Raw genomic sequence first — 13,637 nt, 5'->3', positions numbered from 1 at the left:
ATGACCCAACCCGCACGCCGCCAACCCTTCGCCTTGAGTGTGTTGCTCGGTGCCATCCTGTTATCCGGCCAGGCCTTGGCCGCTGTCACCGACCAGGACATTCTCCAGGACCCGAAAAATCCCGAGCAGATCGTCACCAACGGCCTCGGCGTGCAGGGCCAGCGCTACAGCCCGCTGGACACGCTGAACGTCGACAACGTCAAGGAACTGCGCCCGGTCTGGGCGTTTTCCTTTGGCGGCGAGAAACAGCGCGGCCAGCAGGCGCAGCCGATGGTCAAGGACGGGGTGATGTACCTCACCGGTTCCTATTCGCGGGTGTTTGCGGTGGATGCGCGCACCGGCAGGAAACTCTGGCAATACGACGCGCGCCTGCCCGACGACATCCGCCCGTGCTGCGACGTGATCAACCGGGGCGTGGCGCTGTACGGCGACCTGGTGTTCTTCGGCACCCTCGACGCCAAGCTGGTGGCCCTGAACAAGGACACCGGCAAAGTGGTGTGGAGCAAGAAAGTCGCCGACCACAAGGAAGGCTACTCCATCAGCGCCGCGCCCCTGGTGATCAACGGCAAGCTGATCACCGGCGTGGCCGGTGGCGAGTTCGGCGTGGTCGGCAAGATCGAAGCCTACGACCCGAAAAACGGCGACTTGCTGTGGAGCCGCCCGACTGTCGAAGGCCATATGGGCTACGTGTACAAGGACGGCAAGGCGGTGGAGAACGGCATCTCCGGCGGCGAAGCGGGCAAGACCTGGCCCGGCGACCTGTGGAAGACCGGCGGCGCGGCGCCGTGGCTGGGCGGCTACTACGACCCGGAAACCAACCTGCTGCTGTTCGGCACCGGCAACCCGGCGCCGTGGAACTCGCACCTGCGCCCGGGCGACAACCTCTATTCGTCCTCGCGCCTGGCGCTGAACCCGGACGACGGCACCATCAAGTGGCACTTCCAGAGCACGCCCCACGACGGCTGGGACTTTGACGGCGTGAACGAACTGATCTCGTTCAACTACAGCGAGGGCGGCAAGGAAATCAAAGCCGCCGCCACCGCCGACCGCAACGGTTTCTTCTACGTGCTGGACCGCACCAACGGCAAGTTCATCCGTGGCTTCCCGTTCGTGGACAAGATCACCTGGGCCACCGGCCTGGATAAGAACGGCCGGCCGATCTACAACGAAGCCAGCCGCCCCGGTGCGCCGGGCAGTGAAACCAAGGGCACTTCGGTGTTCGTCGCGCCGGCGTTCCTCGGTGCGAAGAACTGGATGCCGATGGCCTATAACCGCGACACCGGGCTGTTCTACGTACCGTCCAACGAGTGGGGCATGGACATCTGGAACGAAGGCATCGCCTACAAGAAAGGCGCGGCGTTCCTCGGTGCGGGCTTCACCATCAAGCCGCTGAACGAGGACTACATCGGCGTGCTGCGCGCCATCGACCCGAAGACCGGCAAGGAAGTGTGGCGCCACAAAAACTTTGCGCCGCTGTGGGGCGGGGTGCTGACCACCAAGGGCAACCTGGTGTTTACCGGCACGCCGGAAGGCTTCCTGCAGGCGTTCAATGCGAAGACCGGCGAGAAGGTCTGGGAATTCCAGACCGGTTCCGGCGTACTCGGTTCGCCCGTGACCTGGGACATGGATGGCGAGCAATACGTCTCGGTGGTCTCCGGCTGGGGCGGCGCGGTGCCGCTGTGGGGCGGTGAAGTGGCCAAGCGCGTCAAGGACTTCAACCAGGGCGGCATGCTCTGGACCTTCAAGTTGCCCAAGGAGCTGGTGGCCAAGCACTAGTTCTACGACCAAATGACCATAGCCCCCCTGCCAACGGCGCATACGCCCGGCAGCGGGGGCTCTTTACTATCGGCTCATCGCCTGTTGACCGACAGGCCCGGACCCCGACAGAGGCCTCACCATGATCTACGCACAACCCGGCACCCCTGGCGCCATCGTCAGCTTCAAGGCGCGCTACGGCAACTACATCGGCGGTGAGTTTGTCGCACCGATCGATGGCAACTACTTCACCAACACCTCGCCGGTCACCGGCGAAGTCATCGCCGAGTTCCCGCGTTCCAGCGCCGCCGACATCGAAAAAGCCCTCGACGCCGCCCACGCCGCCGCCGATGCCTGGGGCAAGACCAGCGCCCAGGACCGCTCCCTGGTGCTGCTGAAAATCGCCGACCGCATCGAGCAGAATCTCGAAGTGCTGGCCGTCGCCGAAACCTGGGACAACGGCAAGGCCGTGCGCGAAACCCTCAACGCCGACGTGCCCCTGGCCGCTGACCACTTCCGCTACTTCGCCGGCTGCATCCGTGCCCAGGAAGGCGGCGCCGCCGAGATCAACGAACTGACCGCGGCCTATCACTTCCATGAGCCGCTGGGTGTGGTCGGGCAGATCATCCCGTGGAACTTCCCGCTGCTGATGGCCGCGTGGAAACTCGCCCCGGCGCTGGCCGCGGGTAACTGCATCGTGCTCAAGCCCGCAGAGCAGACGCCGCTGTCGATCATGGTGTTTGCCGAGCTGATCAATGATTTGCTGCCACCGGGCGTGCTGAACATCGTGCAAGGCTTTGGCCGCGAAGCGGGGGAGGCGTTGGCCACCAGCAAGCGCATCGCCAAGATCGCCTTCACCGGTTCTACCCCGGTGGGCGCGCACATCATGCATGCGGCGGCCGAGAACATCATTCCGTCCACCGTGGAACTGGGCGGCAAGTCGCCGAACATCTTCTTCGAAGACATCATGCAGGCCGAGCCTGCGTTCATCGAAAAGGCTGCCGAAGGTTTGGTATTGGCGTTCTTCAACCAGGGCGAAGTGTGCACCTGCCCGTCGCGGGCGCTGGTGCAGGAGTCGATCTACGATGCGTTCATGGCCGAGGTGATGAAGAAGATCGTCAAGATCAAGCGCGGCAATCCGCTGGACACGGAAACCATGGTTGGGGCGCAGGCGTCCGAGCAGCAGTTCGACAAGATTCTCTCGTACCTGAAAATTGCCCAGGAAGAGGGTGCGGTGTTGCTCACTGGCGGTGCGGCAGAGCGTCTGGAGGGTGATTTGTCCAGCGGCTATTACATCCAGCCGACGTTGCTCAAGGGGCACAACAAAATGCGTGTGTTCCAGGAGGAGATCTTCGGGCCGGTGGTGGGGGTGACTACGTTCAAGGATGAAGCTGAAGCGCTGGCGATTGCCAACGATAGCGAGTTTGGCTTGGGTGCTGGGTTGTGGACACGTGATATCAACCGTGCTTATCGCATGGGGCGGGCGATCAAGGCGGGGCGTGTTTGGACCAACTGCTATCACCTGTATCCGGCGCATGCGGCGTTTGGGGGGTACAAGAAGTCGGGGGTGGGGCGTGAGAATCACAAGATGATGCTGGATCATTACCAGCAGACCAAGAACCTGCTGGTGAGCTACGACATCAATCCGCTGGGCTTCTTCTAACCCTGCAGACTTGAAATGCAATCCCCTGTGGGAGCTGGCTTGCCTGCGATGGCGGTGTATCAGTTACAAGTTTGTAGCTGACCCACCGCTATCGCAGGCAAGCCAGCTCCCACATTTGGATCCCTGTGTGTCTGAGACCATTGCACTGCGCCAACTCCTTCGAAAGTAGCATTCGCCCCCCCGGCCCCCCATGCATTAATGACCCAACCGGAATCTCCCGGCACAACAAGAGGAACGCCCCATGTGGAAAAAACCCGCGTTTACCGACCTGCGTATCGGCTTTGAAGTGACCATGTACTTCGCCAGCCGTTGATCGACCCTCCGGCCAGCCTCGTGCTGGCCGGTGCTGCATGGAAGATGACTCTTTGGTCTGATTGCAATCGCCCAAGGATCGGTTAGTGTGGAGCGCATTCTTCCAAAATAATAAGAACAGGCTTTCCAATGAGCCCAAACCTGAGCCTCCTGCGTAAATTCGTCTCTCCTGAAATCATCTTTGGCGCCGGCTGCCGGCACAACGTCGGCAATTACGCGAAGACCTTCGGCGCGCGCAAGGTGCTGGTGGTCAGCGACCCCGGGGTGATCGCCGCCGGTTGGGTCGCCGATGTGGAAGCCAGCCTGCAAGCCATCGGCATCGACTACTGCCTGTACTCCGCCGTGTCGCCCAACCCTCGGGTTGAGGAAGTGATGACCGGCGCCGAGGTGTACCGTGAAAACCACTGTGATGTGATCGTCGCCATCGGCGGCGGCAGCCCGATGGACTGCGGCAAGGCCATCGGCATTGTGGTCGCCCATGGGCGCAGCATCCTTGAATTCGAGGGCGTGGACACCATTCGCGTGCCCAGCCCGCCGCTGATCCTGATCCCCACCACAGCCGGCACTTCGGCGGATGTCTCGCAATTCGTGATCATCTCCAACCAGCAGGAACGCATGAAATTCTCCATCGTCAGCAAGGCGGTGGTGCCGGATGTGTCGCTGATCGACCCGGAAACCACGGCGAGCATGGACCCGTTCCTGTCCGCCTGTACCGGCATCGACGCGCTGGTGCATGCCATTGAGGCGTTTGTTTCCACCGGCCACGGCCCGCTGACCGATCCCCATGCGCTGGAAGCGATGCGCCTGATCAACGGTAATCTGGTGCAGATGATCGCCAACCCCACGGACATTGCCCTGCGCGAGAAGATCATGCTCGGCAGCATGCAGGCCGGGCTGGCGTTCTCCAATGCGATCCTGGGCGCGGTGCATGCGATGTCCCACAGCCTCGGCGGCTTCCTCGATCTGCCCCATGGATTGTGCAACGCCGTGTTGGTGGAGCATGTGGTGGCGTTCAACTACAGCTCGGCGCCGGAGCGTTTCAAGGTGATTGCCGAGACGTTTGGCATCGACTGTCGCGGCCTCAATCACCGGCAGATCTGCGGGCGTCTGGTGGACCATCTGATCGCGTTGAAGCATGCGATTGGCTTCCATGAAACCCTTGGTCTGCATGGGGTGCGTGTGGCGGACATTCCGTTCCTGTCCGAGCATGCGATGGATGACCCGTGCATCCTCACCAACCCGCGCGCGTCGAGCCAGCGTGACGTCGAGGTCGTCTATGGCGAAGCACTCTGACGACCCGCAGCGCGCACTGTCGGCGCTGCTGGGGCTGGGCGACCAGTCGGCGCGCAAGAGCCATTACCCGGAACTGACCGCGCGGCTGGATGAACTGGAGGCCGAGCGCAAGCGCTATATCCGCCTCAACGACGAGCTGGAGCAGCGCGTCGCCGCGCGCACCGACGAACTGCTGGAGGCCAACCACAATCTGCAACAGCAGATCGCCCAGCGTGAGCAGATCGAACAGGACCTGCGCGACGCCCGTGACGCCGCCCAGGCCGCCAACCGCAGCAAGGACAAATACCTTGCGGCCGCCAGCCACGACCTGCTGCAACCGCTGAATGCCGCGCGCCTGTTGATCGCCACCTTGCGTGAGCGCCAGTTGCCCAGCGTCGAACAGGTGCTGGTGGAGCGCACGCATCAGGCGCTGGAAGGCGCCGAGGACTTGCTCACCGATTTGCTGGATATCTCGCGACTCGACCAAGCGGCGGTCAAGCCAGATGTGGCCCTGTATCGCCTGGATGAAGTGTTTGCGCCGCTGGTCTCGGAGTTCCAGTCGGTGGCCCAGGCGGCCGGGTTGAATCTGCGGGTGCACACCGGGCATTACGCGGTGCGCACGGACCTGCGGCTGTTAACGCGGATCCTGCGCAACTTTCTCAGCAATGCCTGCCGCTACACCGATGAGGGCTGCATCCTGCTGGGGGCGCGACGTCGCGGTGATTGCCTGCGCCTGGAGGTGTGGGACACCGGGCGCGGGATTGCGGCAGACCGGCTGGAGGCGATCTTCCTCGAGTTCAACCAGCTCGACGTCGGCCGCGCGGCGGATCGCAAGGGGGTTGGGCTGGGCCTGGCGATTGTCGAGCGGATTGCCGAGATCCTTGGTTATCCGATTGCCGTGCGCTCCTGGCCGGGGCGGGGCTCGATGTTCAGCATCGAAGTGCCGCTGAGCGCCGAGATGCCCGAGGCGATCAGCCAACTGCCGGCGCAACCGAGCACCGGCAACCCGCTGCCGGGCCGGCGTTTGCTGGTGATCGACAACGAAGTCAGCATCCTCGAAAGCATGAGCGCGCTGCTCGAGCAGTGGGGCTGCGAAGTGCTCACCGCCACCGACCAGGCGGGCGCGCTGGCGGCGTTGCAGGGCAGGGTGCCGGAGCTGATCCTTGCGGACTATCACCTCGATCACGGGGTGGTGGGCTGTGCGGTGGTCAAGCATCTGCGTGAGCACTTCGCCTGCAACATCCCTGCGGTGATCATCACTGCGGACCGCACCGACCAGTGCCGCCGTGCCTTGCGCCGGCTGGAAGCGCCGTTGCTGAACAAGCCGGTCAAGCCCGGGAAGCTCCGGGCTGTACTGAGCCAACTGCTCAGCTGAATCCGCAGATCTTGCTGTGTAAACCCAATCCCTGTGGGAGCTGGCTTGCCTGCGATGGCGGTGTATCAGTCACCCTTTCATTGACTGAACCGCCGCCATCGCGGGCAAGCCCGCTCCCACAGTTGGATGTGTGTCAGGTTCAGAATGGGAGCGATTGATACCCGTCAACACGGAGTGCGGCAATTTGCGCCATGCTTGCCGCCTGATTCAAAGGCTGACGGAGCCCACCATGAACGCCCCCGCAACAACCGCCCCATCCTTCAAACTCCCCCTGGGCCTGGTCGTCGCCGTACTGGTGATGGCCGGAGTGCTGCTGTTGCCGCTGCCCGCCGATTTGCCGGTGGCCGGGCATCGCATGCTGGCGATTCTCGCGTTTGCCGTGGTGGTGTGGATCACCGAGGCGGTGTCCTATGAAGCCAGCGCGATCATGATCACTTCCCTGATGGCGTTCCTGCTGGGCACGGCGCCGTCGCTACAAGACCCCACACATCTGATCGGCACCAGCCCGGCCATCAGCATGGCGTTGACCGGGTTTTCCAACCCGGCGCTGGCGCTGGTGGCGGGCGCGCTGTTTATCGCGGCGGCCATGACCCATACCGGCCTCGACCGGCGCATTGCCCTGGTGACGTTGAGCCGGGTCGGCACCAGCACCCGGCGCATCCTGCTGGGGGCGATTGCCGTGACCATTCTGCTCAGCCTTGTCGTGCCCAGCGCCACGGCGCGCAGTGCCTGTGTGGTGCCGATCATGATGGGCGTGATCGCGGCGTTTGGCGTCGACAAGCGCTCGAACATCGCCGCCGGCATCATGATCGTCGTGGCCCAGGGCACCAGCATCTGGAACGTTGGCATCCAGACCGCCGCCGCGCAGAACCTGCTGACCGTCGGCTTTATGGACAAGATGCTCGGCCAGCGCGTGTCGTGGATCGACTGGCTGATCGCGGGCGCGCCGTGGGCGTTGATCATGTCGGCGGTGTTGCTGTTTCTGGTGCTCAAGCTGCTGCCGCCGGAGACCGATAGCATCCCCGGCGGTAAAGAGGCGGTGGCCCAATCATTGGTGGACATCGGTCCCATGACCGGGCCGCAGAAGCGCCTGCTGGGCGTGTCGGTAGTGTTGCTGCTGGCCTGGGCCACGGAAGGGCGCCTGCATAACTTCGACACTACCTCGACCACCTACGCCGGGTTGGTGTTCCTGCTGTTGCCGGGGCTTGGCGTGATGACCTGGAAGGATGTGCAGTCGCGGATTCCGTGGGGCACGGTGATTGTGTTTGGTGTGGGTATCAGCCTGGGGACGGCGCTGCTTACTACCCAGGCTGGGCAGTGGCTGGGGGCTACGGTGGTGGCGCATACCGGGTTGGATCAGGTGGGGCCGTTGGGGGTGTTTGCGATCCTGGGGGCGTTCTTGATTCTGATCCACTTGGGGTTTGCCAGTGCTACGGCGTTGACCTCGGCGTTGTTGCCGATCCTGATTGCGGTGTTGCAGACCTTGCCGGGGGATTTCAGCCGGTTGGGCATGACCATGCTGTTGGGGTTTGTGATGAGCTACGGGTTTATCCTGCCGATCAATGCACCGCAGAATATGGTGTGTTTGGGGACTGGGACGTTTACGGCGCGGCAGTTTGCCAAGGTGGGGATTTTGGTGACGCTGATTGGGTATGGGTTGATGTTGGTGTTTGCCGCGACTTATTGGAGTTGGTTGGGGTGGATTTGAGGGCCCTGGAGTAGTGGTGTACATATCCGTTTTTTGGGTAACGGCCACCTAGGGTTCCGCCCTTACGGCGGCTCACTTTGGAAAAGCCCCAAAGTAAGCAAAGGGCTCTTGCCCCAACACTCGGCACCTCGCCTAGGCTCGGTGTGCCCGAACGCAGGCTTGAATCCGTGGGCCGCCGCAATGGGCCATCCATGGCCCAGTGCGGCTAACCCGGCGTCCTGCCGGGTTGCCCACGGATTCAAGCCTGCGTTCGGCCAGCGTGTTTGACGGGGCAAGTAAGATCAAAAGCCAGAGCGCGGCGGCCTTAGAGCCGACCGGTATTTGTCTTGTCGTTCACCATTTAACTGTGGGAACCGGCAACTGTGGGAGCTGGCTTGCCTGCGATGCAGACACCTCGGTACATCAGACAAACCCAGTTGATGCCATCGCAGGCAAGCCAGCTCCCACAGGGGAACGCGCACGCTTCACCGATCAGGTCGGCTACTAGGCCGCCTCGCTTTGCTTTTGATTTTGATCTTAGGCGCCCCGTTAAACACGCTGGCCGGAATTCGGCATGGATTTGGGGGGTAAACCGGCAGGGATGCCGGTTTAGCCGCCCCGCGCCATGGATGGCGCGTGGCGGCGGCCCCCCAAATCCATGTCGGATTACGGGCACACCGAGCCTGGGCGAGGTGCCGAGTGTTGGGGCAAGAGCGTTTTGCTTACTTTGGGGCTTTTCCAAAGTGAGCCGCCGTAAGGGCGGAACCCTAGGTGGCCGTTACCCAAAAAACGGATATGTACACCGATAGACCTCAATCATCGGCAAGCCAGCTCCCACAGAAAATCCGCCGCAAGATGGCAAGATAACCGCCCCTCAGGTTTACTACGCTCTGAGTAAGGTTTTACCGACACCCCACGTCGGGTCATCTAGGTCATCGAATGAACAACTACACCCCCCGCACCTGGCAGCCCCACGAGCGCCCGAGCCTGCCCGGTTCGCCGTCGACGCCGCTGCACCCCACGCACAAGCGCTGGCTGTTCGCGATGGTGGGCGTTCTTGTGGCAATCACCGGCGGCCTCGGCAACGCGCTGGTCATCGCCAACCTGCAATACCTGCAAGGCGCCCTCGGTGCGACCACCGCCGAAATGGCCTGGCTGCCCGCCGCCTATGTCATGACCAACGTGTGCATGAACCTGCTGCTGGTGAAGTTCCGCCAGCAGTTCGGCCTGCGCGCGTTTACCGAGGTGTTCCTGGTGCTGTACGCACTGGTGACCTTCGGCCATTTGTTCGTCAACGACCTCAGCTCGGCCATCGCCGTGCGGGCGGCCCACGGCATGGTCGGGGCAGCGCTGAGTTCGCTGGGCTTGTACTACATGATCCAGGCGTTCCCGGCCAAGTGGCGCTTGAAGGCGCTGGTGCTGGGCTTGGGCACGGCGCAGCTGGCCTTGCCGCTGGCGCGGTTGTTCTCCGAAGACTTGCTGCAAATCGCCGAATGGCGCGGCTTGTATCTGTTTGAACTGGGCATGGCGCTGATCTGCCTCGGCTGTGTGTTCCTGCTCAAGTTGCCGCCCGGTGACCGCTTCAAGACCTTTGAAAAACTCGACTTTCTGACCTTCGCGATCCTCGCCACCGGCGTCGCCTTGTTGTGTGCGGTGTTGTCCCTGGGACGGATCGACTGGTGGCTGGAAGCGCCGTGGATCGGCGTGGCCTCGGCCTGTTCCCTGGTGCTGATCATGGCTGGCCTGGCCATCGAGCATAACCGCGCCAACCCGATGCTGATGACCCGTTGGCTGGGCAGCGGGGTGATGATCCGCCTGGCGTTGGCGGTGATCCTGATCCGCATGGTGCTGTCCGAGCAGTCCACCGGCGCGGTGGGGTTCATGCAAATGCTCAACATGAGTTACCAGCAGATGCACACGTTGTACGTGGTGATGCTGGCCGGGGCGATCGCGGGGCTGGCGGTCAGCGCGTTGACGATCAACCCGGCGCACTTGTTGATGCCGCTGGTGATTTCCCTGGCGCTGATGGCGACGGGGTCGGTGATGGACAGCTTCTCCAGCAACCTGACCCGCCCGCAGAACCTGTATATCAGCCAGTTCCTGCTAGGCTTCGGCGGCACGTTCTTCCTCGGGCCGACCATGGTGCTGGGCACCAAGAACGTGCTGACCAACCCGCGCAACCTGGTGAGTTTTTCGGTGATGTTCGGCATTTGCCAGAACCTCGGCGGCCTGATGGGCGCGGCGCTGTTGGGCACGTTCCAGATCGTGCGCGAGAAGTTTCATTCGAGCATGATCGTCGAACACCTGAGCCTGCTTGACCCGCGTGTGGCCGCGCGGGTGTCGAGCGGCGGCTCGGCCTATGGCGGGGTGATTGCCGACCCGGAGTTGCGCAACCTCATGGGTATCCGCAGCCTGGCCACCGCGGCCACCCGTGAAGCGAACGTAATGGCCTACAACGATGTCTTCATGCTGATCGCGATCATCGCGATACTGACCATGATCTGGATCTTTATCCGCAGTCTGTGGCTGATGAGCACCACGAAAGCAGCCACTCCCGTTCAACCCAGCGGCGCACCTCAATGACCGAACCTTCAACCACCACCACTACCGCCATCGCCGCGACCCCGGAAGGCAGCACACCGCCCGGTGCGGTGCCCACCGAACTGCGACCGTTGCGGGTGCGCATTCTCTCGTCCCTGGGCTTTGCCGCCATTGCCGTGGTCGGCGTGCTGATCGTGCTCTATGCGTGGCAATTGCCACCGTTCAGCAGTGCGGTGGAAACCACCGAAAACGCCTTGGTGCGCGGGCAGGTGACGATCATCGGGCCACAGCTCGCCGGCTATGTGTTTGAAGTGCCGGTGCAGGATTTCCAGTACGTGAAGGCTGGCGACCTGCTGGTGCGCCTCGATGATCGGATCTACAAGCAGCGCCTGGACCAGGCACTGGCCCAATTGGCGGTGCAGAAGGCGTCGCTGGCCAATGTGGTGCAGCAGCGCAACAGCGCCAAAGCCACCATCAAGCTGCGCCAGGCGGCGTTGGCGGACAGCGAGGCGCAGGCGCGCAAAAGCACCGCCGACTTGCGCCGCAATGAAGAGCTGATCAGCGATGGTTCAGTGTCCCGGCGCGAGCTGGACGTGACCCGTGCGGCGAATGCGCAGACCATCGCCGCGGTCGCGCAAGCCCAGGCCAGCCTGGAAATCGCGCGGCAGGATCTGCAGACGGTGATCGTCAATCGCGGCTCCCTGGAAGCGGCGGTGGCCAGTGCCGACGCAGCGGTGGAACTGGCGCGGATCGACCTGTCCAACACGCGCATCACCGCGCCGCGTGACGGCCAGCTGGGGCAGATTGGCGTGCGCCTCGGCGCCTACGTCAACTCTGGCGCGCAGCTGATGGCGCTGGTGCCGCCGCAGTTGTGGGTGATCGCCAATATGAAAGAAACCCAGATGGACAATGTGCAGGTCGGCCAGCCGGTGACGTTCACCGTGGATGCATTGAACCACACGCAATTTCTCACTGCATTCGCTCGCCGGCCGACTCCATCAGCCATGGTTGCAGGCGGACAATGCCACCGGCAACTTTGTGAAGATCGCCCAGCGCGTGCCGGTGCGGATTACGGTGGACCCCGACCAGGAGCAGAGTGAGCGGTTGAGGCCGGGGTTGTCGGTGGTGGTCAGTATCGATACCGCAGGGCGCCTCAAGAACAGCCCACCCTGACCCTGACACAACAGAGATCAAAACTGTGGGAGCTGGCTTGCCTGCGATAGCTTTCTGTCAGTTGACACATCTGTCACTGATGTACCGCTATCGCAGGCAAGCCAGCTCCCACAGTTGGAATGTATTTCAGGTTGAACGTCAGGTGTACCGACTGATCATGTTCCAGCAGCTTCAACCCCGGCCTCCCCGGCAGGTGATGCGCATTCACCGGATGACTCACCGGCTCGATGCAAAAGAACCCCAACCCAGGCGGGCAATACAGCAGGAAATAATCCGCACCGCTGGCCTGGCACTCCAAAGCATAACCCAGCTCCGGTTGTTCGATTCGGCAGTGCCCATCCCACTGGCAAAAGCCGTTGTCCACCAGGCCTTCAGGCAAGGCCTTGAGCTGCTGGAAATCCCAGCCTGCGGGTAGCTCCGCCAAGCCCGTAGGCAGTTTCGAAGCATCGCTCAGCCACACCTGCGAAGCCTTGGCCTGTAACCGCGTACCCGGTTGGCGCGGTAGATACGGGTGCAATCCCAAGCCATGCCATGCAGGTTTTTCGGCCAGATGCGTGACCGTCAATGCGATGCTCAGCTCGCCGTTATTCAAGCGAAACCGTTGCTCGGCGCGATAGGCAAACGGCGTGTCGCAGATCACCTCCAGAACCACTTCATCCACCGACTGGCTGACCACTCGCCACGCCTGTTGCCAGGCCGATCCATGGATCGGCAACGGGTCGGTCAGGCTGTTGGCCGACAGCGCCAGCCAGCCATCGGGGTTGTCAAAACCGCCCTCGGCAATCCGGTTGGACCAGGGCGCCAGGGGATAACAGCCCAGCTTGCCCGGGAGGCCCGTGTTCACGGCGTGTTCATCGCTATGGCGCAGCAACGGCTGGCCGCTGGCGATGACCTGCCAGTTGACGATACTGCCGCCAATGGCGGGGGCCAGGGTGAGGCGGGTGAGGGCGTCTTGGAGTTCGATCATCAGGGCTATCCCGTCAGAGAGTGAAAGTCGGCTCGGCCAAGCCCTGCACACCCGGATTGAGGGCAAACACACCGCCCGACAGTGACTGTTCACCCTGATCATCACGGATCGAGGTGACGAACAGGGTGTCCAGGCGGCTGCCACCAAACGCGCACATGGTGGGTTTTTTCACCGGCACGCTGAGGGAGCGATCGAGGCGCCCGTCAGGGGTGAAGCGGTGGATCAGCCCGGCGTCGTTGGCGCAGATCCAGTAGCAACCGTCGGCGTCCACCGCAGCACCATCGGGGCGGCCGGGGTGTGGGTGCATGTCCACGAACACGCGGCGGTTGGACGGCGTGCCGCTGTCGATGTCGTAGTCGAACGCCCAGATCTGCTGCACCAGCGGGTGCGAGTCGGAAGCGTACATCGTGCGCCCATCGGGGCTGAAGGCCAGGCCGTTGAGGGTGATAAAACCGTCCAGCGCGGCATGGGGCGCCTGGCCCGCCGCGTAGCGGTAGAGGATGCCCTCGGCGGCATTCAGGCCCATGTTCAGCACCATGCTGCCGGCCCAGAAGCGGCCCTGGCGATCACAGCGGCCATCGTTCAGGCGCATGTCGGCGCGTGGGTGCTCGACCTTGGCCAGGCGCGTGGTGTCGAGGCTGCCATCGCTGTGCGCGGTGAGTTGGAAGAAGCCGCTTTCCATTCCCGCAACCCAGTTGCCCGTGGTGGTGCGGGCAATGCAGGCGAGCATTTCCGGGGTTTTCCAGGCGGCGACGTGGCCGCTGGCGGCGCTCCAGCGTTGCAGGCCGCCGTTGGGGATGTCCACCCAGTACAGCGCGTTTTCCTCCGGCACCCACACCGGGCATTCGCCCACGGTGTTGCGCGCGTCGACAATCAATTCAGCCGTCACGGG

9 protein-coding genes and 1 pseudogene are annotated in these 13,637 nt (G+C 63.0%); 8 read left to right on the top strand and 2 right to left on the bottom strand.

The features are described from left to right. The 8 genes and pseudogenes from PSH87_RS17500 (at position 1) to PSH87_RS17465 (ending at position 11,778) form a co-directional block, all read left to right on the top strand. Positions 1-1,776 (top strand): PQQ-dependent methanol/ethanol family dehydrogenase, encoded by a 1,776-nt coding sequence (locus PSH87_RS17500; RefSeq protein WP_305430427.1) that lies wholly within the window; start codon positions 1-3, stop codon positions 1,774-1,776. Between the two features lie 121 nt (positions 1,777-1,897). Further along, entirely contained in the window at positions 1,898-3,418 is a 1,521-nt protein-coding gene (locus tag PSH87_RS17495; protein WP_017735455.1) for an aldehyde dehydrogenase family protein, read from the top strand. 241 nt (positions 3,419-3,659) lie between these two features. Further along, positions 3,660-3,731, top strand: a complete 72-nt coding sequence (gene pqqA, locus PSH87_RS17490; RefSeq protein WP_020289857.1) for a pyrroloquinoline quinone precursor peptide PqqA — start codon at positions 3,660-3,662, stop codon at positions 3,729-3,731. A 128-nt stretch (positions 3,732-3,859) separates the two neighbouring features. Continuing rightward, positions 3,860-5,023 (top strand): alcohol dehydrogenase-like regulatory protein ErcA, encoded by a 1,164-nt coding sequence (gene ercA, locus PSH87_RS17485; protein WP_017735456.1) that lies wholly within the window; start codon positions 3,860-3,862, stop codon positions 5,021-5,023. Further along, positions 5,007-6,377, top strand: coding sequence for a hybrid sensor histidine kinase/response regulator (locus PSH87_RS17480; RefSeq protein ID WP_017735457.1), 1,371 nt, complete (start codon positions 5,007-5,009; stop codon positions 6,375-6,377). Before ercA ends, PSH87_RS17480 begins: the two co-directional genes overlap by 17 nt. Positions 6,378-6,606: 229 nt before the next feature. Beyond that, positions 6,607-8,085 carry a DASS family sodium-coupled anion symporter gene (locus PSH87_RS17475; protein WP_017735458.1) on the top strand — a complete coding sequence of 493 codons (1,479 nt, stop codon included), beginning with the start codon at positions 6,607-6,609 and terminating at the stop codon, positions 8,083-8,085. 918 nt (positions 8,086-9,003) lie between these two features. Next, positions 9,004-10,647: an MFS transporter gene (locus PSH87_RS17470; RefSeq protein ID WP_305430425.1), complete on the top strand. Its 1,644-nt coding sequence runs from the start codon at positions 9,004-9,006 to the stop codon at positions 10,645-10,647. Further along, a pseudogene (locus PSH87_RS17465) lies at positions 10,644-11,778 on the top strand (HlyD family secretion protein). The gene PSH87_RS17470 and the pseudogene PSH87_RS17465 overlap by 4 nt, the downstream one beginning before the upstream one ends. A 73-nt stretch (positions 11,779-11,851) precedes the next feature. Here the strand turns inward: PSH87_RS17465 and PSH87_RS17460 are convergent. Further along, complete coding sequence (locus PSH87_RS17460; protein WP_305430424.1) at positions 11,852-12,745, bottom strand: aldose 1-epimerase; 894 nt, start codon at positions 12,743-12,745, stop codon at positions 11,852-11,854. A 13-nt stretch (positions 12,746-12,758) separates the two neighbouring features. Beyond that, positions 12,759-13,634, bottom strand: a complete 876-nt coding sequence (locus PSH87_RS17455) for an SMP-30/gluconolactonase/LRE family protein (RefSeq protein ID WP_305430423.1) — start codon at positions 13,632-13,634, stop codon at positions 12,759-12,761. Between the last annotated feature and the right edge of the window lie 3 nt (positions 13,635-13,637).

This window comes from Pseudomonas sp. FP453, from assembly GCF_030687495.1.
In the GTDB taxonomy this organism is placed as follows: Bacteria; Pseudomonadota; Gammaproteobacteria; order Pseudomonadales; family Pseudomonadaceae; genus Aquipseudomonas.
Note: the sequence above shows the minus strand (reverse complement) of the source record. Positions and strands in the feature narration are given on the sequence as shown.